The 19,965-nt window shown below is 35.3% G+C and carries 9 protein-coding genes; 4 read left to right on the forward strand and 5 right to left on the reverse strand.

Going from position 1 to position 19,965, the window contains the following annotated elements:
• The first annotated feature begins 246 nt into the window (after window positions 1–246).
• Both J2Y38_RS14910 and J2Y38_RS14915 read left to right on the forward strand, forming a co-directional pair.
• Complete coding sequence (locus J2Y38_RS14910; protein WP_309843963.1) at window positions 247–4,101, forward strand: T9SS sorting signal type C domain-containing protein; 3,855 nt, start codon at window positions 247–249, stop codon at window positions 4,099–4,101.
• Between the two features lie 585 nt (window positions 4,102–4,686).
• Window positions 4,687–10,671: a T9SS sorting signal type C domain-containing protein gene (locus tag J2Y38_RS14915; RefSeq protein WP_309843964.1), complete on the forward strand. Its 5,985-nt coding sequence runs from the start codon at window positions 4,687–4,689 to the stop codon at window positions 10,669–10,671.
• A 63-nt stretch (window positions 10,672–10,734) separates the two neighbouring features.
• Here J2Y38_RS14915 and J2Y38_RS14920 read toward each other — a convergent pair whose 3' ends face one another.
• From J2Y38_RS14920 to J2Y38_RS14935, 4 genes are all read right to left on the reverse strand, one after another.
• Window positions 10,735–11,601: a cupin-like domain-containing protein gene (locus tag J2Y38_RS14920; protein ID WP_309843966.1), complete on the reverse strand. Its 867-nt coding sequence runs from the start codon at window positions 11,599–11,601 to the stop codon at window positions 10,735–10,737.
• Between the two features lie 81 nt (window positions 11,602–11,682).
• A complete protein-coding gene (gene bioB / locus J2Y38_RS14925) occupies window positions 11,683–12,771 on the reverse strand; it encodes a biotin synthase BioB (RefSeq protein ID WP_309843968.1) in 1,089 nt (362 codons plus the stop codon).
• A 172-nt stretch (window positions 12,772–12,943) separates the two neighbouring features.
• On the reverse strand, window positions 12,944–13,381 hold the full coding sequence (locus J2Y38_RS14930; protein ID WP_309843970.1) for a hypothetical protein: 438 nt from the start codon (window positions 13,379–13,381) through the stop codon (window positions 12,944–12,946).
• A 302-nt stretch (window positions 13,382–13,683) separates the two neighbouring features.
• The gene (locus J2Y38_RS14935; protein WP_309843973.1) at window positions 13,684–14,616 is read right to left on the reverse strand and encodes a bifunctional riboflavin kinase/FAD synthetase; all 933 of its coding nucleotides are present in this window, start codon (window positions 14,614–14,616) and stop codon (window positions 13,684–13,686) included.
• Window positions 14,617–14,815: 199 nt separating this feature from the next.
• Here J2Y38_RS14935 and J2Y38_RS14940 point away from each other — a divergent pair, with 199 nt between their 5' ends.
• Window positions 14,816–17,485, forward strand: a complete 2,670-nt coding sequence (locus tag J2Y38_RS14940; RefSeq protein ID WP_309843976.1) for a reprolysin-like metallopeptidase — start codon at window positions 14,816–14,818, stop codon at window positions 17,483–17,485.
• Between the two features lie 87 nt (window positions 17,486–17,572).
• Here J2Y38_RS14940 and J2Y38_RS14945 read toward each other — a convergent pair whose 3' ends face one another.
• Window positions 17,573–18,193 (reverse strand): ComF family protein, encoded by a 621-nt coding sequence (locus tag J2Y38_RS14945; protein ID WP_409025145.1) that lies wholly within the window; start codon window positions 18,191–18,193, stop codon window positions 17,573–17,575.
• 161 nt (window positions 18,194–18,354) lie between these two features.
• Between J2Y38_RS14945 and J2Y38_RS14950 the strand changes: the two genes are divergently transcribed.
• Complete coding sequence (locus J2Y38_RS14950) at window positions 18,355–19,893, forward strand: glycine--tRNA ligase (protein WP_309843979.1); 1,539 nt, start codon at window positions 18,355–18,357, stop codon at window positions 19,891–19,893.
• Window positions 19,894–19,965: the final 72 nt, after the last annotated feature.

Consider the following 19,965-nt stretch of genomic DNA (forward strand, 5'->3'; position numbering starts at 1 on the left):
AATCTTCAGGTAGCAGAGCAGGTTTTACTGGTAAAAGTAACTCTTGAAAACAAAGCTGAAGTAACAAGAAAGATTATCTTTAAATAGAAAAAAAATCCATTCAATAAAAAAAACCATTCCGTTTTCGGAATGGTTTTTTTGTTTTTTGATAAATAGAAAAATCACCAAAAGTGGGTATTGCGACATTTAGCAAAGTCGATTAATTTCGGTTAATTCTTACAAATAATAATTTACCACTTTACGATTTTGATAAAAAATATACTTTATACACTATTTATTGTTTTTTTACCTTCTACAAGCATCCTTATTGCCCAACAGGGAAAAGTTGATAACACTTTTAATACTATTGATGACGGCTCAAAAGGAGATGGATTTAACGCAATTGTTCGAACTCTATTCTTGCAGCCAGATAATAACCTAATTGTTGGGGGTGATTATACAAGTCTACACGGAATTCCTTCGGCATATTTAACCCGTTTAAAACCTGACGGAACAATAGATGAAAGTTTTGATATAGGAACTGGTTTTAATGGTAAAGTTTATTCTTCTAATGTTCAGCCCGATGGTAAAATACTTGCCGGAGGAAATTTCTCAGCTTATAATGGAAGGAGTGCGGGAGGGCTTGTTCGTCTTAATAACGACGGTTCATATGATTCATCTTTTAATACAGTCGTTGCTGCTAGCTCAGGTGCAGGAATTATTCATGATATAGATTTACAGCCCGATGGGAAAATTATAATTGTTGGTACTTTTACAAAATATGGTAATACAGCAGTAAACAGGATTGCACGAATGCTGCCAAACGGCTTAATTGACACTTCATTTAAAATAGGTATAGGTTCAGCTTTACAGATTTCAAAAGTTAGGGTTTTGCCTAATGGTAAAATTTTAGTTGTAGGCAATTTTACATCTTTTAATGAAGTAATTTCTAATCGAATTATCATGTTAAATTCGGATGGAAGTGCTGATCGGGATTTTAATATTGGGACTGGTTTTGATGATAATGTAAGTGCTATTGAAGTCCAGCCAGATGGTAAGATACTCTTAGGAGGAAGTTTTACGTCATACAATGAAATTACTGCCAATAGAATTGTGCGGTTAAATCCAGATGGCACTCGTGATTTTAGTTTCCTCGGATCTGGTTTTAGTAATGGTGCTATACAAGTTATTAAAATTAATAATGCAGGTAACCTCATGGCAGGAGGATCTTTCAACAGTCGCTACGATGGGGTATCTGTTAATAGAGTTGTTCTTTTAAATTCAGACGGAACTATAAAACCTGATTTTGATACGGGTACAGGACCAGCATCTACTGTTTGGACTCTCACAAATGACTCAGAAGGATCATGGTTTATTGGAGGAACATTTTCTGTTTTCGATGGGCAAAATCAGGGCAGATTGGCAAAAGTTAATTTTGAAGGAGAACAAGATACCGGTTATTTAGCATCTGGAATTGGTTTTGATAATTCTGTTTTTAAAATAATCCCATTAGAGAATCAAAAAACAATTGTACTCGGAAACTTTACCAAATTTAATAATAATCCTGCTTTTAGAATTGCAAGATTGTTAGAAGACGGATCTTTTGACCCCAATTTCAATACAGGACAAACGGGAGCAAATAACTTAATAAAAACAGCTATTCTCCAAACAGACGGTAAAATTATATTGGGCGGAAATTTTACCAAGTATAATGATCAGCTTTATAATAGAATTGTTAGAATTTTTCCAGACGGTTTAATTGATAATTCATTCAATATTGGTTCAGGATTCAATAGCCAAATTTATGCTATGGCATTGCAATCCGATAATAAAATTATTGTAGCAGGAAACTTTGAACGTTATAACGGCGATACTTCAATAATTAGAATGGTAAGGTTACTGCCAGATGGTTCGCATGATCCAACTTTTAATGCAGGTTTTAGTGCCGATGCCATTATAGACGATATTTTAATTCAGCCTGATGGGAAAATTTTGGTTGGAGGAAGATTTACAACATTTAATAAACAATCATACCAGCACTTGGTTCGATTAAATGCAGATGGAAGTATCGATACGAGTTTTAATATTGGAGATGGTTTTGATAAGAATGTCTACTCAATAGCATCACAATCGGATGGAAAAATAATTGTCGGAGGTTCTTTTTTAACATTTAATAAAAGTTCACAAAAACGCATTCTTCGTTTAAATTCAAACGGAAATTTAGATACCAGTTTTGATTCCGGAATTGGTTTTAATAAAGGAGATGTTCGCGCAATTTTGATACAGCCAGATGATCGTATTTTAGTGGGCGGAGCCTTTTCAGGAACTTATAAAAATTACACTTCTTTGCGATTAATAAGATTGCTAAAAACAGGAGATGTAGATAACAGTTTCAATGCATCGGCTAACAACAAAATTTTTGCATTAAGTATTACATCTGATTTTGGACTTTTAATTGGAGGAAATTTTAATTCTGTTTCAGGATTTTCAAAACATAGAATTTGTCGGTTAAAACTTTGTTTCGAATCAACAATTTGGGATGGACGTTCTTGGTCAAATGGTTATCCATCTGGAGGGAAAGAAGTATTTTTTAAAGAAGATTTTCCGAATTTAAATTCATCGAATGTTTGCAGCTGCAGCATTGAAGAAGGAAAAAGAGTTACACTTTTAAGTGGAAATACTTTAGGAATTGAATTTTCATATTCAGGATTAGGAACATTAGTTTTAGAAGATTCAGCCAGTTTATATCAATCAGATGACGATATGGTAAATTCTGGAATTATACAGATGAAAAGAAAAACAAATCCCGTTGTAAAGTTTGATTACACCTATTGGTCTTCTCCTGTTGATAATCAAAAACTAATTGATCTTTCACCTCACACATTATCAGATAAATATCTGTCGTATAATTCTGCACTGCCAGGCTGGAAAATTGAAGAACCGTCCAGTTATATGTCTTTAGGGAAAGGATATATAATCAGATCTCCTCAGGAATTTTCTCAGTTTGAGCGATCAATATACGAAGGACTTTTTACAGGTGTTCTAAATAATGGGAAAATTGAAGTTGATTTACAGGAAAACAATAGGTTTTATCTAATTGGAAATCCATATCCATCAGCTATTGATGGAGACAGTTTTTTGAGTGAAAACGAATTTAAAACCAAAGGAGCACTTTATTTTTGGACACATAATACACCAATAATAAATTTAGAATATACATCAGATGACTACGCCGTTTATAATTTAGTTGGCGGAGTAGGAACAAAAGCAATTTCTAACGGTATTAATGAAACAATTCCCGATGGTAAAATAGCGTCCGGACAAGGTTTTTTTGTCAAAAGTAATCAGAAAGGATTCTTGGAATTTAATAATAGTATGCGAATTTCCGGAACTAACAATAAGTTTTTTAAACCTGCAAAAAGAGAAACAGAGGCTAAAGAAGAAACAGCCAAACATAGATTATGGTTGAATCTTAAAAACGATAATGGTGCTTTTAAACAGATTTTAATTGGATACCTGCCAGGCGCAACAAATTCATATGATCTAAATTATGATGCAGAAACTTTAAACGGAAATCAGTTTGTAGATTTTTATAGTATAAGTGAAAGCAAAAAATTAGTAATTCAGGGACGAGCTTTACCTTTTCAGGATTCTGATGAAATTAATTTAGGATATAAGACAGTAATCGCCGATACTTTTACAATAGCGATAGATCATTCTGATGGTAATTTGTCGGGTCAGGCAATTTATTTAGAAGATAAACTGATGAATAGTATTTCCAATCTGACCATAAAAGATTATACTTTTCATAGTGAAATAGGATCTTTTACAGACAGATTCATACTTCATTTTACGTATAAAAATTTAAGTGTTAAAGATTTCCGGAACACTAAAAATGAAATTTTGGTTTCATCAAATGATAAAATAATCAATATAAAATCGAAAAATCATAAACTAAAAAATGTCCTGCTTTATGATATTACTGGAAAATTACTTTTCGAAAAGAGAAAACTTGACGACTTTGAATTAGTAATATCAAATTTAAGAATTGTTCATCAAATCATGCTAGTGAAAGTAATTTTAGAAGATGGTTTTTCTAAAACAAAAAAGATAATTTTCTAAAACAGGATTTTTATCAATGTAGATAATCCGCCAGCATATATATGTAAGGCGGATTTTTGTTTTTTAGTAACTTTTTTAAATGTAAAAATCATTTAATCAGTATTTTATAGTAATTAACATAACCTACACAATTTTTAAATTATCAGGTTAAAAGTGTTAAATCTACAATATTTAACATCTTCCCTCTTTATCTTATGTAAAAAAAATCGTACCTTGTTATAAGAGTCATTCGACGAACATAACATAAAAGCCGTTAATATACATTTTCAAAACCCCTTAAACAAAATGTAACTTATTTTTTATCTGCCAAATACTATTTAATGCTTTGTTTAAATACCAAAAAAAGCAACATTTACTAATATTCTTTGCTTTTGGTTTCAAATCATTTCTTGAAGTCAATGTTATTTTTTGAGGTATTTAGAAATTAAACCAAACCAGACTTTCTCTCACTGGTGAATCTTTTTCTTTTAATTAAAAAATAGTGCGATGAAAAAAAAATTACCAATCTTCCTAATCTTACCTCAATTTTTTATTCGGTGTTTTTCTTTATTCAATGAATGCCAAGAGAACTTTTTATCAAAAAAAATGAAGCTCTCGCTCTTATTTTCATTTTTTTGTTTTTCATTATGGGCGCAGCCCCCACATACATTAACAGCTAATGGAACTATAGTAGTTCCTGCGGGTGTTACGGTAATGGATGTTCAGGCTTGGGGTGGCGGCGGTGCCGGTGGTGGCGCAGGCGGCTCAGGTTTACTTGAAGGACGAAGCGGAAGTGGAGGTGGAGGTGGTGCCTACGCAAGAAGCAATATAACTGTGGTTGCCAGCAATACTCTAAATGTTGTAGTTGCCGGTACAGTAGCAGGAACAGTAAATAATGGTGCTGCAGGCGGACATTCAACTATTACCGGTTTTGAAAACATTATTTATGCTGCAGGTGGAGCAGGAGGTTTGGCTAACAATGCAGGTGGTACACCTGCGGGAGGTGCTGGTGGATCTACAACAGCTTCTTTTGGTACTACAAAAGCTGCTGGTGAAGCAGGAGGTGCTGGAGGAAATGTTCTAGCCGCACTTTTGTTAAGTTCCGGAAAAGGAGGAAATGGAGCAAGTCCGGGAGGTGGACTTGGAGGAGCATCGGTGCCAAGTTTAGTTCTTGGAACCGCAGTAGGAAATCCCGGTGTTGCCCCAGGAGGAGGAGGTAGCGGTTCAATGAGTTCTGCTCTTGCTGCCGCTCAGCCCGGAGGATCAGGAGCACATGGTCAGGTTATAGTTACTTATACTTGCCCCATTTATAGTATTACAGGAATCTCAGCAGTAAATGTTTGCAGTAATCTTGGAACTACTTCGGTTGTAACATTAACATCATCTGCTGCGTCTTTACCAACGGGAACTTATACCGTAACATACAGTCGAAGCCTTCCAAATGCGACAGGACTTACAGCAACAATGACTGTAACTACTGCCGGAACAGGAACATTTACAGCAGTAGGTTTAAATACCGTTGGAACAAGTAATATTACTGTTACTAATTTAACATCCGGAGTTTGTTCTTCAGCTATATCTACTTCAAACGTTACAACAGTTACAATTTTTGCTCCTTCAGCTGGTGGAACAGTTTCAGGTGGAACAACAATTTGTGCTGGGGCAACAAGCGCTGCTTTATCTTTAGCAGGACAAACAGGTACAATTCAAAAATGGCAATATTCAATAGCTCCATTTTCAACCTGGACTGATATTGCGAATACAACAAATAGTTATACTTCTGGACCACTTAGTGAAACAACTGAATTTAGAGCTGTTGTTCAGAATGGAGTTTGTACAGCTGCAAATTCTATAGCTACAACCGTAACAGTAAATCCACTGCCACAAGGAACATTGTCAGCAAATGGTCCTTTTTGTGTAACAGGTTCCGGAATGTTAACTTTTACAGCTACAGCCGGAACAGGACCATATACAGTAGTTTATAAAGAAAATGGAGGAGTAGATCGCGCCGCTACCGGAGTTGTCAGCGGAACACCATTTGCCGTTGTTACAACTCCAGTTACAGGAACAACAACTTATACTTTAGTTTCAGTAACCGGAGCAAATACTTGTTCGAGAAGCTCAGGTTTTACTGGAGGCTCAGCAACAATAACTATCAACCCATTACCGCAGGGAAGTTTAACAACAAATGGACCTTTTTGCGCAACTGGTTCCGGGTTTTTAACTTTTACTGCAACAGTGGGAACGGGTCCATATACAGTTGTTTATAAAGAAAACGGCGGAGCAGATCGAACTGCAACCGGAGTAGTAAGCGGAACTCCTTTTGCACCTTTTACATCCACAATTACAGGTACGACAACGTATACTTTAGTTTCTGTTACCGGATCAAATACCTGCATTAGAAGTACTGGTTTTACAACAGGTTCCGCAACGATAACGGTTAATCCATTACCGCAGGGAAGTTTGACTGCGAATGGTCCGTTTTGTGAAACTGGTTCAGGACAGTTAACTTTTACAGCGACATCAGGAACAGGACCATATACAGTAGTTTATAAAGAAAATGGCGGAGCAGATCGTACAGCAACGGGAATAGTAAGCGGAACACCTTTTGCTACTTTTACAACCCCAGTTACTACAACGACAACTTATACATTAGTTTCGGTTACTGATGCAAATACCTGCATTAGAAGTTCGGGTTTTACAGGAGGCTCAGCAACAATAACTATCAACCTATTACCGCAGGGAAGTTTAACAGCAAATGGACCTTTTTGTGTAACAGGTTCCGGGCAATTAACTTTTACAGCTACAGCCGGAACAGGACCATATACGGTAGTTTATAAAGAAAACGGTGGAGCAGACCGCACAGCTACAGGAGTTGTAAGTGGAACCCCATTTGCCGTTGTTACTACTCCAGTTACAGGAACAACAACGTATACTTTAGTTTCAGTTACCGGATCAAATACCTGCGTTAGAAGTTCTGGTTTTACAGCAGGTTCAGCAACAATAACAGTAAATCCATTACCACAAGGAAGTTTAACAGCAAATGGTCCATTTTGTGTAACAGGTTCTGGACAGTTAACTTTTATTGCCACTGCAGGAACTGGTCCATATACAATTGTTTATAAAGAAAATGGTGGAGCAGACCAAACAGCAACAGGCGTTGTGAGCGGAACTCCATTTGCTACTTTTACAACTCCAGTTACAGGAACAACAACTTATACATTGGTTTCGGTTACCGGATCAAATACCTGTGTTAGAAATTTTGGTTTTACAACAGGTTCAGCAACAATAACAGTAAACCCATTACCACAGGGAAGTTTAACAGCAAATGGTCCATTTTGTGTAACAGGTTCAGGACAGTTAACTTTTACAGCGACATCAGGAACTGGACCATATACAGTAGTTTATAAAGAAAATGGCGGAGCAGATCGTACAGCAACGGGAATAGTAAGCGGAACACCTTTTGCCACTTTTACAACCCCAGTTACTACAACGACAACTTATACATTAGTTTCGGTTACTGATGCAAATACCTGCATTAGAAGTTCTGGTTTTACAGGAGGCTCAGCAACAATAACCATCAATCCATTACCGCAGGGAAGTTTAACAGCAAATGGACCTTTTTGTGTAACAGGTTCCGGGCAATTAACTTTTACAGCTACAGCCGGAACAGGACCATATACGATAGTTTATAAAGAAAACGGTGGAGCAGACCGCACAGCTACAGGAGTTGTAAGTGGAACCCCATTTGCCGTTGTTACCACTCCAGTTACAGGAACAACAACTTATACTTTAGTTTCTGTTACGGGATCAAATACCTGTGTTAGAAGTTCTGGTTTTACAGGAAGCTCAGCAACAATAACAGTAAATACATTACCACAAGGAAGTTTAACAGCTAACGGTCCGTTTTGTGCAACAGGTTCCGGACAATTGACATTTACAGCAACATCTGGTACTGGTCCATATACAATCATTTATAAAGAAAATGGTGGAGCAGACCGTACTGCTTCAGGAATTGTAAGCGGAACCTCATTTGCAACTTTTACAACTCCGGTTACCGTAACGACGACTTATACTTTAGTTTCAGTAACGGGAGCAAATACCTGCGCTAGAAGTTCTGGTTTTACTGGAAGTTCAGCAACAATAACAATTAACCCAATTCCGACACCAACATTTACAACACAGCCAGCAGCTTCGGTTTGTGTAAATACAGATGTTACGTATACGACTCAAACCGGACAATCAAATTATGTTTGGAATGTTCCGGGAGTTTTGAATACAGATTATATTATTACCTCAGGAGATTTATCTGCGTCGAGTAATACCGTAACATTACAATGGCTGACAGCTGGAAACAAAACAGTAACTGTTGGTTATACTTCAATTGGATGTGTTTCAAGTACAAGCGCAAGCAATACTACAGCAGTAACAAAAACAGAACGAGGAGCTGTACATGGAGGAAATCATATTTGTGAAGGAGATCCAAGTCCGTTATTGACTTTAACAGATTATACGGGAACAATTGTAAGATGGGAATATGCCGAATCTATACCGTATGTATGGCAGCCTTTTGCTAACACTTCAAATACTTTTCAGCCAGGAGTATTAACAACAAGTACCAGTTATAGAGCTGTAGTTAAAAACGGAACCTGTCCGGAAGAATTTGCAATAGAAACAAGAATTGATGTGGAGCCAAAACCTTCTACACCAATATTAGCAATTATTACGCAGCCAACTTGTGTTAATCCAAACGGAAGCGTACATCTGACTGGTTTACTGGCATCACCAAATTGGACAATTACGCAAAACGGAACAGTTTCTCAAACCTATAGTTCATCAGGAACTAGTTATACCATAACAAATCTGGCTCCCGGAAATTATACTTTTACGATACACGATATTAATATCTGTCCTTCTTTACCCACTATTAATCTGGAGATAAAAGCTCCGGTTACAAATATTTGGAATGGTACAAGCTGGTCGAAAGGAAGTCCGCCAATAGTTACAGATGCAGTTCGGTTTTCAGGCAATTATTCAACAACAGGTGATTTGAGCGGCTGCTCATGTGTTGTTGATCCTGGGGCTAATGTTACAGTAAATTCTAATCATACATTAACAATTACAAATTCAGTTAACAATAATGGAGGTTTGCTGACTTTTGAAAATAATGCCAGTTTAATGCAGGTTAATAATGTTGTAAATACAGGAAATATTATATATAAACGAAATACCACACCAGTTCGAAGATATGATTTTACGTATTGGTCTTCGCCAATTGTGCGTACACCGCCTTATACATTGCACGATTTGTCACCAAACACACTAGCAGATAAGTACTATAATCATAGTGCGATTACCGGATGGATAATAAATTATAATGGAACGATGGAAATGAGTCCGGGTTCAGGATATATTGTTAGAGCGCCTCAAAATTTTGATATTGCTTCTCCTTCAGTTTATAACTCATTTTTAGAAGGAGTGCCTAATAATGGTACAATTACCGTCCCTTTATTAGCTGCAGAGAAATCTCATTTACTAGGTAATCCATATCCATCAGCAATATATGCGGATCAATTTATTTTTGATAATGCAGCCAATTTATATGGGACATTATACTTTTGGACACATAACTCCGCTCCAAGCAGCTCTGTTCCCGGCGATGCTCAATTTAATTATAATAGTGATGATTATGCTATTTATAATTTAACAGGCAGCACAAATGTAGGCGGGATGACTGGAGAAGGAGCAGGAACACCCGGAAATCAAAATGCTCCTTTAGGCTATATAGCAGCTGGTCAGGCCTTCTTTGTAAAAGCAAAAACTACAGGAAACGCTGTTTTTACAAATTCAATGAGAATTCCCGGAAACAACAGCCAGTTTTTTAAAACAACCGAAAGTAATAAAGAAGCGATTGAAAAACACAGAGTCTGGCTTAATATGACAAATACTCAAGGACTTTTTAAACAGTTGTTAGTAGGTTACATAGAAGGAGCAACCAATACCTGGGACAATAATTACGACGGAGTTACTATAAATGGAAATATATATGTAGATTTTTATAGTATTAATGAAGGAAGAAAATTAACAGTTCAGGGTCGAGCCATACCTTTTGAAGAGTCAGATGTTGTTCCTTTAGGGTACAGAGCTGGAATCGAAGGAGAATTTTCAATAGCAATAGATCATTCAGATGGTGATTTAGCAAATCATGCTATTTATTTAGAAGATAAATGGAACAATACAACACATAATCTGCAAACAGGTAAATATACTTTTACTACCTCAATAGGAACTTTTTTAGATCGTTTTGTTTTGAAATATGCTGCAGTAAATTTAGGTGTTGATGATTTTGAAAATCAGGAACAGAATCTTTTTGTTTCAGTTAAGAATAAAAACATTAAAGTAAATTCAACACATGATTTTATAAAAGAAGTTTCCATTTTTGATATTTCAGGAAAATTAATTTACAACAATAAAAAGATTGAAAATACCGAATTACAGATTCCAAATCTACAGTCGGGAGATCAGGTTTTGATTGTGAAAGTAACTTTTGAAAACGGAAAAACAGCAACCAGAAAAATTACCTTTCATTAAATTATAAACGGAAATAAAAAGCCGGCTGCAAAATTAATTCTGCAGCCGGCTTTTAATTTTTTATTAAGCACTCTTTCGAAGGTTTTCATGTGTGTTTTGAATTGCCTTTTCATTTTTATAGTCAATCCATTTCTGCCCTTTAAATTTCCGCATCATAATATCAAAATGGCGCATAATCAAAACATTGTATGCCGCTTTGGATAAGTTCGCAATGTTTCTTGGAAAAGCCCTCAGACTCATCGAAAATCCCGGAGTCAAATATTTCATATAATGCCAGTAACCTTCGGGCATATACAACATTTCTCCATGTTTAAGATTAGTGATGTATCCCTCAGCATTTTTAAGCGCAGGAAATTTTTCATAATCAGGATTGTCAAAATCAATGTCTTCCCTCGAAATCAAAGCATGCGGAACCTTATACATATACTTTGACTGGTCTGGCGCAAAAATCATACATTGTTTTTCTCCATGAAAATGAAAATGCAGAATGTTCGAGTAATCAATGTCGTAATGCATAAATACTCTGGCATTTTCACCTCCAAAAAACAGCATCGGTAATTGCTTAACAAGTTTTAGTCCAATATCTGGCCATAAAAAATCATTTTTTAACCGAGGCACTTCTTTCATTAAATTATAAAGAAAAATGCGGTAATTGGTAGGTTTTGATTCTAAAAGATTAATGTAGTCGCTCATTTTCATTGTCATATGAGCTTCATTAAAACCTTCTTCATGGTTTACAGGCCTATCATCATATAAAGGAACCGTAATATCACCTGCAATATCATTAATATAAGATAATTTCCATTTTTGATAAGCGGGCCAGTCTTCCGTTAGTTCTTCAACAACAACCGGAATTTGCTTTTTTACATATTGGGAAATAAAATCTTCCTTAGAGATTTTTTTAACCCTTTGGATTTGTTTTAACTTCATTTTTATAAATAAAAAAATTGCTTATAACTCTGTGTCATAAGCAATTTAAAAAATTTTATTGAAGTTTTTTAACTCTTTTAGCTAAATTTTTGATTTGATCGAAGCTTCAACGTTTCTTTCAATTGTATGTCCGGGTCTTGACCATCTAGGTTTTTCGCCTAAAGAATTAAATTGAGAATCTTCTGCTTCTACAGTTTTTGGCTGAGAAACTTTTATAAAAGGCTTTTGCGGAACCAATCCTAACATTTCAAACATTTTCATGTCCTCATTAACATCAGGGTTTGGAGTAGTCAATAATTTATCTCCGGCAAAAATTGAATTTGCTCCTGCAAAAAAGCACATTGCCTGACCTTCACGAGTCATATTTGTTCTTCCGGCAGATAAACGAACCTGAGTTTCCGGCATTACAATTCTGGTTGTAGCAACCATACGAATCATTTCCCAGATTTCAACCGGTTTTTCTTCTTCCATCGGAGTTCCTTCAACTGCAACTAAAGCATTAATTGGAACAGATTCAGGCTGCGGGTTTAAAGTCGAAAGCGCAACAAGCATTCCGGCTCTGTCTTCAATGCTTTCTCCCATTCCAATAATTCCACCGCTGCAAACCGTAACATTTGTTTTACGAACATTTTCGATAGTTTGTAAACGGTCTTCAAAACCGCGCGTAGAAATTACATCTTTATAATATTCTTCAGAAGTATCTAAATTATGATTGTAAGCATATAAACCGGCTTCGGCTAAACGCTGTGCCTGATTTTCAGTAAGCATACCTAAAGTACAGCAAACTTCCATATCAAGTTTATTGATCGTACGAACCATTTCTAAAACCTGATCAAACTCTTCGCCATCTTTTACATTTCTCCAGGCAGCTCCCATACAAACGCGGGAAGATCCGCTGGATTTTGCTCTTAATGCCTGAGCTTTTACATGGCTCACCGTCATTAAGTCATTTCCTTCAACTCCGGTATTATACCTCGCAGCTTGTGGGCAATAACCACAGTCTTCAGGACATCCGCCTGTTTTTATTGATAATAAAGTAGAAACCTGAACGACGTTTGGATCGTGTTTTTGTCTGTGAATTGTTGCAGCTTCATAAAGCAAATCCATTAGTGGTTTATTATAGATTGCTATTATTTCGTCTTTTGTCCAATTGTGTTTTGTTATGCTCATGGATACAATTTTTTTTGAAGTTTTAAAAGTAATTAAATTGTAGTAACCAACAACACTGATTGTTGTAATTGAATATTTGGCAAGTCTTTTAAAAAAGAAGCGCTCAAAAATCATAAAATTATAGGTTTTTATGATTTTTGAGCGCTTAAATGGTTATTTTTATTTTGAATAATTAATCGGCGGCATATTTATTGTTCCAATATAACATCATCATTAAGGTAACAATTACCGATGAAGCAAGCCCTTCAAAAAGCAGACAAATGCAATAAGTTGGTACAGAAGGATTTCCTCCAAACATAAAAGCTTCAGACAATGTTCCTACATAAGCATCTCCGCCTCGTGCATAGCTGTAAATTAATAATCCTAAAACACTTAGTGATACCCCCACAACAGAAGTTGTCATGGCCGACACAGCATTTGATACAAAACCGGTTTCTCCCTCATTTAGATTCATTTGCATGGTTCTGTTTACGCCATAAAATATAAAAAACACATTCAGCGTACGCAGGTAAAACAAATCTGCCAGACCTAATAAATTCATCAATAAAAAATAAATGCCAATTCCGAGGAATATTAAAAAACCGTTTGTTATTTCTTTAGGTAATTTCATAGTGGTTATTTTTAAAGAAGTTAATAGTAAATGTTTGGGAAACAGAGTCCTATATCAAATTTACTAAAAAAATAACTACGATGATCTAAAATTGGTAAAATCTTATAGATCAAGAAATAACGTTTTGGAAGAATGTTTTGTTGAAATGTGTGAAGTCCTTACAGGACATGAATGCTGGTGTGGTATTTTTTCGCTACCGATATTAAACTCTTAACGGAGTATATGGAATATCTCATAGAGATTTAATATCGGTAGAATATATTTTCAGGTATTTATTTTGTCCCGTAGGGACTATACATTTTTTACTGATGCTTACTCACAAAATCCAAAGAATCCTGTTTGTCCTGATTTAATTGAGCTTTAAGCAAATCGATTGAACCAAATTTTTGTTCTCCGCGAAGGTATTGCAATAATGAAACCTCAATTTTTTTGCCGTAAATATCAGCATCAAAATCAAAAAGGTTTACTTCAATAGTTTGTTTCTGACCATTTACAGTTGGATTGAAACCGATATTCATCATTCCGAAAACTTCCAAATTATCAATCAAAGCTTTCACAACATAAACCCCATTTTTTGGAATTAATTTGTATTCTTCTTCAATTTGAATATTTGCTGTTGGAAAACCAATTGTTCTTCCTAACTGTTTTCCTTTGACAACTTCACCGCTCAAAAAATAGTCGTAACCTAAATATTCATTGGCTAATTCCATATTTCCTTCGTCCAAAGCTTTTCTGATTTTAGTAGAACTAACAGAAACATCTTGTATTTCTTCTGCAGAAATTTGTTCCACTTCAAAACCATATTCAGCACCAAAAGCAATTAAATTATCAATGTTGGCCGTTCTGTTTCTTCCAAAACGATGATCGTGGCCAATAATTATTTTTTGAATATGAAACTGGTCAACCAAAATGGTGCTCACAAATTCTTCGGCAGTTAACCTTGAGAAACTTTCGTTAAATGGGTGAATAACTAAATTTTCAATTCCGGTTGCTTCTAAAAGTTTTGTTTTTTCAGCAATAGTATTAAGAAGTTTTATTTCTGATTTTTCTTGTAAAACCATTCTCGGATGCGGAAAAAATGTAAGTACTAAACTTTCGTATTTTCCATTTTCCGTGTTTTGAGTAATTCTTTCCAGAATTTTTTTATGACCAATATGTACGCCATCAAAAGTACCAAGAGTTAAAATTGTTTTCTTGGTCGAATGGAAATCGTTTATAGAATGAAAGAGCTTCAAAACAAATTATTTAAGATGCTGCAAATTTATACTATCTATTTTAAATTTTGTACTAAGCTCAATTGATTTTTTAGGAACATTATACTTCTTTTGTCGAAAAAATCACGGATTCGTCGACTAAAAAACGTTAAATGTCGTTTAGATGTAAGAATTTGATTTAATTCGACTAAATTTGATTTCATAAAAAATATCACTAAGCATGAAGAAACAATTACTTTATTTTCTGATTATCTTTTCATTTGTAAAACTTCATGCCCAAAGTGACGACCTGTGGCAAAAAGTTAATTCGGTTTCAGTGTCTGGAAAAAAAGCTTCAGTAACTGATTCTGAAAAACTGTATTATAAATTAAATACAGAATCTTTAGCAGCAAAATTGGCCAAAACAACGCAGAAATCTTCTTTAAGTTCCAATGCCGAAATTACAATTCCTAATGCAAAAGGAGTTTTAGAAAGATTTCAGGTTTGGGAATCTTCAAATTTTGATCCTGAATTACAAGCAAAATATCCGGAAATTAGAGCTTACGAAGGAAGCGGTTTAGACGATAAATCGGCAAAAATACATTTTAGTCTTTCACCAAGAGGAATTCAAACCATGCTTTTTAGAGCTGATAAAGCGACTGAGTTTATCGAGCAAAACCCAGATAATAAAGCAGAATATGTTTTGTTTTCTTCAAAAGATGCAGCTTCAAAAGCAAAACTAGTATGTAAAACTATTGATGCAGTTGTAAATAATAAAGAAGGAAAGACTGCAAAAACGGCATCTAATAATAAAGTTTTTAAAACGCTTCGTTTAGCATTATCCTGTACAGCAGAATATACAGCGTATTTTGGGGGCACAAAAGCGGGAGCTTTAGCCGGAATGAATGCAACACTAACAAGAGTGAATGGCGTTTTAAATAAAGACCTGGCATTGAAACTGGTTTTGATTGCCAATAATGATGCTGTAATTTATACCAATGTTGCGACACAGCCTTATTCTAAAGCTTCAGATGGTGCAGATGGTGCATGGAATCAGGAAGTTCAAACAACGTTGACAAATATAATTGGGAATAATAATTATGATATTGGACATTTATTTGGGGCTTCTGGCGGTGGAGGAAATGCCGGTTGTATAGGCTGTATTTGTTCAAACCCAACAACTGGGGATCCTTTAGCAAAAGGAAGTGCTTTTACTTCTCCTTCTGATGGAAAACCAGAGGGGGATACTTTTGATATTGATTTTGTAATACATGAATTTGGACATCAATTGGGTGCAAATCATACTTTTTCGTACGATTCAGGCGAAAGAACTTCTGTAAATGTTGAACCGGGAAGTGGCTCTACAATAATGGGATATGCCGGAGTTACAGGAGATTATGATATTCAAAATAATTCCGATGACTATTTTGCTTATGCAAGTATTTTACAGATCCAGAATACGCTTGCCGGAAAAAGCTGTCCGGTTAGTACGAATTTAACAAACAACCCGCCTGTAATTAGTGCAGGAAATAATTATACGATCCCAATTAGTACGCCATTTGTTTTAAAAGGTACCGGTTCAGATCCCGAAGGAGATATTATCACGTACACTTGGGAAGAATATGATAATGCTACTACAACATCTGAAGGAAATAGTATTGCCTACCCAACAAAACCAGACGGGCCTTTGTTCAGATCGTTTGCTCCAACAACTTCACCTATTCGTTATTTTCCAAGTTATGATTCGGTATTACAAAATAAATTGACCACAACTTGGGAATCTGTTTCGTCTATCGCCAGAACATTAAATTTTACTTTAACCGGGAGAGATAATGCGGCTTTAGGTACAGCTCAAACCAATACAAGTGCAATGGCAGTGAATGTGGTTGCTACAGCCGGACCTTTTGCCATAACATCGCATAATGGCGATAATGTGAGCTGGCAGCAAGGTTCAAGTCAAACAATTACGTGGAGTGTTAATAATACCAATAACCTGCAGGGTTCTTCGTTAGTAAATATCAAACTTTCTACAGACGGCGGATTAACTTTTCCAACAACTTTAGCGGCTAATACACCAAATGATGGTTCAGAAGTTATTGCTCTGCCCGCTAGTATTCCTTCGTCTACAAATTGCAGACTTCTTATTGAACCAACGGCAAATATCTATTATACTTTAAACAGTAAACCGTTTGCTATTGGGTATACAACAACAACAAGCTGTAATACGTATAGTTTTGGTAATTCTTTTAATATTCTAGCTTCAACAAGTTATACAACAAAAGCAGTAAGTGTACCAAGTGCAACAGGAACAATTTCAGATGTAAATGTTTTGGTAAATGTTACGCACGAAAGATTATCAGATCTTGAAATCCAAATCGTGAGTCCGCAGGGAACAACAGTTCGTTTGTTTAATAAATCATGTCCAAGTTTAAACTCAACATTGATTCTTAATTTTGATGATTCCGGAAATGCTTTAGATTGCAGTAAAATAACAGAACAAATTGTTATTCCAGTTGATGAATTACGCGCATTCAATGGTCAGACACAGCAAGGAACATGGACATTTAGAGTTCGTGATAATGTTTCAGGAATGTTTGGAACAATAAATTCAGCATCAGTAAACATCTGTACCAAAACATTTACTTTAGGAACAGATGATTTTGAAACGATAGATTTTGCACTTTATCCAAATCCAAATAAAGGAAGTTTTACAGTTCAATTTGCAAGTGAATCAAATAATGTTCAGGTTTTTGTGCACGATATTTTAGGAAAAAGTGTTTACACAAAAACATTCGAAGCATCTGGAGATTTTAATCAAAATATTCAGCTTCCTAATGTTTCCGCAGGAATTTATTTAGTAACCGTTATTGATGGAAACAGAAGAACAGTTAAGAAAATAATAGTCAATTAAAATTTTAAAATTCAATATAAAAATCCCAAATCCCAAAATCTTTAAATTGGAATTTGGGATTTTTCTTTTTATTGGAATTTTCCCTTTTTAAGAGTTCGCCATCGCCATACAGACAATACTGATTTTTGCTCCCGGAATTTTTAATAATGCTCTGGAACATGCTTCGAGTGTTGCTCCGGTTGTAAGAACATCATCGACAATCAAAAAATGTTTGTTGTGATTTTCTTCAGTTGAAATTACATCAAAGATATTTTCGATGTTTTCAGATCTTCCCAGGAGATTCTTTTTTGATTGTGTTTTAGAATATTTCTTTCGATATAAAACTGAACTATTATACGGGATTTTCAAACCTTCGGCTAAAGCCTTTCCAAAAGTGGTAACCTGATTGTAACCGCGCTCCTTAAATTTTCGCGGATGTAAAGGAACCGGAATTACTGCATCAAAAGGTAAATCAAGTTTCAGTTCTTTTAAATCCTCTACATACCAATCTCCTAAAACAGTTCCAATTTCTTCGTGGCCTTTATATTTCAGGTTATGAATTAGTTCCTGAACAATTCCTTTTTTGATAAAATAAATAAAGGCAGAAACGTGTTCGGTTTCTATTTTGCCGTAAAACTTTTTGACGGCTTCGTTATTTGAATCTAAATGATATTGAGTTAGAGGTAGTTCATGACGGCAGTTCGTGCATAAAACAGTTTCGTTTGTCATTAAAACGGCACGACAGCCAGAGCAAACTTTAGGGAAAAAGAGATCAATTATAAAATTAAACACAAATAGAAAGAATTTAGTTACAAAACTAACCAAATTTAAACTTCAATCTTTTTTATTTTTCTTTTTTTTATAAGTACTTTTTATATTTTTGCATTACTATGGCAAAACAAGAAGATTTATTTAAGAATGTGGTTTCGCACGCAAAAGAGTACGGATTTATTTTTCCGTCAAGCGAAGTTTACGATGGATTGAGTGCAGTGTATGATTATGCACAAAATGGCGTCGAATTAAAAAAGAATATCCGTGAATATTGGTGGAAATCAATGGTTCAGATGAATGAGAATATTGTCGGCCTTGATGCTGCAATATTGATGCACCCAACAACCTGGAAAGCTTCGGGCCACGTTGATGCATTTAATGATCCGTTAATTGACAATAAAGATTCGAAAAAAAGATATAGAGCAGATGTTTTAGTAGAAGAGTATGCTGAAAAGATAAATATAAAAGCTCAAAAAGAAATTGAAAAAGCAAAAGCTCGTTTTGGTGATGCTTTTAATGAAGAAGAATTTATTACAACAAATGCACGCGTTGTAGAATATCTTTCGAAGAGAAAAGAAATTCTGGAAAGGCTTGCAAAAGGTATGACTGATGATCTTCAGGATGTGAAAGCTTTAATCGAAGAATTAGGAATCGCTGATCCTGAAACTGGTTCAAAAAACTGGACAGATGTAAAGCAATTCAATTTAATGTTTGGAACTAAGCTTGGTGCTTCTGCAGAATCTGCAATGGATTTATATTTGCGTCCGGAAACAGCGCAGGGTATTTTTGTGAACTTTTTAAATGTTCAGAAATCAGGTCGTATGAAAGTTCCTTTTGGAATTGCTCAAACGGGTAAAGCGTTTAGAAATGAAATTGTGGCAAGACAATTCATTTTCCGTATGCGTGAATTCGAACAAATGGAAATGCAGTTTTTCGTGCGTCCGGGAGAAGAAATGCAATGGTACCATTATTGGAAAGAAACACGTTTAAAATGGCATTTATCTTTAGGATTAGGAAAAGAGAATTACCGTTTTCACGATCACGAAAAATTAGCGCATTACGCAAATGCAGCTGCAGATATTGAATTTAACTTCCCGTTCGGTTTCAAAGAATTAGAAGGTATTCACTCTCGTACCGATTTTGACTTAAAAGCACACGAACAATATTCAGGAAGAAAGCTTCAGTACTTTGATCCTGAACTAAACGAAAACTACGTGCCATACGTAGTAGAAACGTCTGTAGGTCTTGATCGTATGTTTTTAGCGGTTTTTGCAACATCGTTGCAAGAGGAAACTTTAGAAGATGGTTCTGAGAGAACAGTACTAAAATTACCAGCAGTTTTAGCGCCTACAAAGGCAGCGGTATTGCCATTGGTTAAAAAAGATGGTTTACCGGAAATTTCTAAAAAAATCATCGAAGATCTAAAATGGGATTTCAATGTGGCGTATGATGAGAAAGATGCAGTAGGCCGTCGTTACAGAAGACAAGATGCATTAGGAACACCATTTTGTATTACAGTAGATCATCAAACTCTTGAAGACGAGACAGTAACAATTCGTCATAGAGATACAATGAAACAAGATCGCGTTAAGATATCTGAATTAAGAGGTATTATTGAAAACGAAGTTTCGATGAAAAACTGGTTGATGAAAATGTAATTTTTTAATTAACATGATATAAAATATCCCAAATTCCTCTGTGGAGTTTGGGATTTTTTTAATTTTAAACCA

Origin of the sequence: Flavobacterium sp. 2755 (assembly GCF_031455715.1) — a bacterium.
Lineage (GTDB): Bacteria > Bacteroidota > Bacteroidia > Flavobacteriales > Flavobacteriaceae > Flavobacterium.

Bases quoted from the DNA above. Each gene is read 5' to 3' on its own strand.
- J2Y38_RS14915 (WP_309843964.1), top strand. From the start codon at position 4,687: ATGAAGCTCTCGCTCTTATTTTCATTTTTTTGTTTTTCATTATGGGCG.
- J2Y38_RS14920 (WP_309843966.1), bottom strand. From the start codon at position 11,601: ATGAAGTTAAAACAAATCCAAAGGGTTAAAAAAATCTCTAAGGAAGAT.
- bioB (WP_309843968.1), bottom strand. From the start codon at position 12,771: ATGAGCATAACAAAACACAATTGGACAAAAGACGAAATAATAGCAATC.
- J2Y38_RS14930 (WP_309843970.1), bottom strand. From the start codon at position 13,381: ATGAAATTACCTAAAGAAATAACAAACGGTTTTTTAATATTCCTCGGA.
- J2Y38_RS14940 (WP_309843976.1), top strand. From the start codon at position 14,816: ATGAAGAAACAATTACTTTATTTTCTGATTATCTTTTCATTTGTAAAA.
- J2Y38_RS14945 (WP_409025145.1), bottom strand. From the start codon at position 18,193: ATGACAAACGAAACTGTTTTATGCACGAACTGCCGTCATGAACTACCT.
- J2Y38_RS14950 (WP_309843979.1), top strand. From the start codon at position 18,355: ATGGCAAAACAAGAAGATTTATTTAAGAATGTGGTTTCGCACGCAAAA.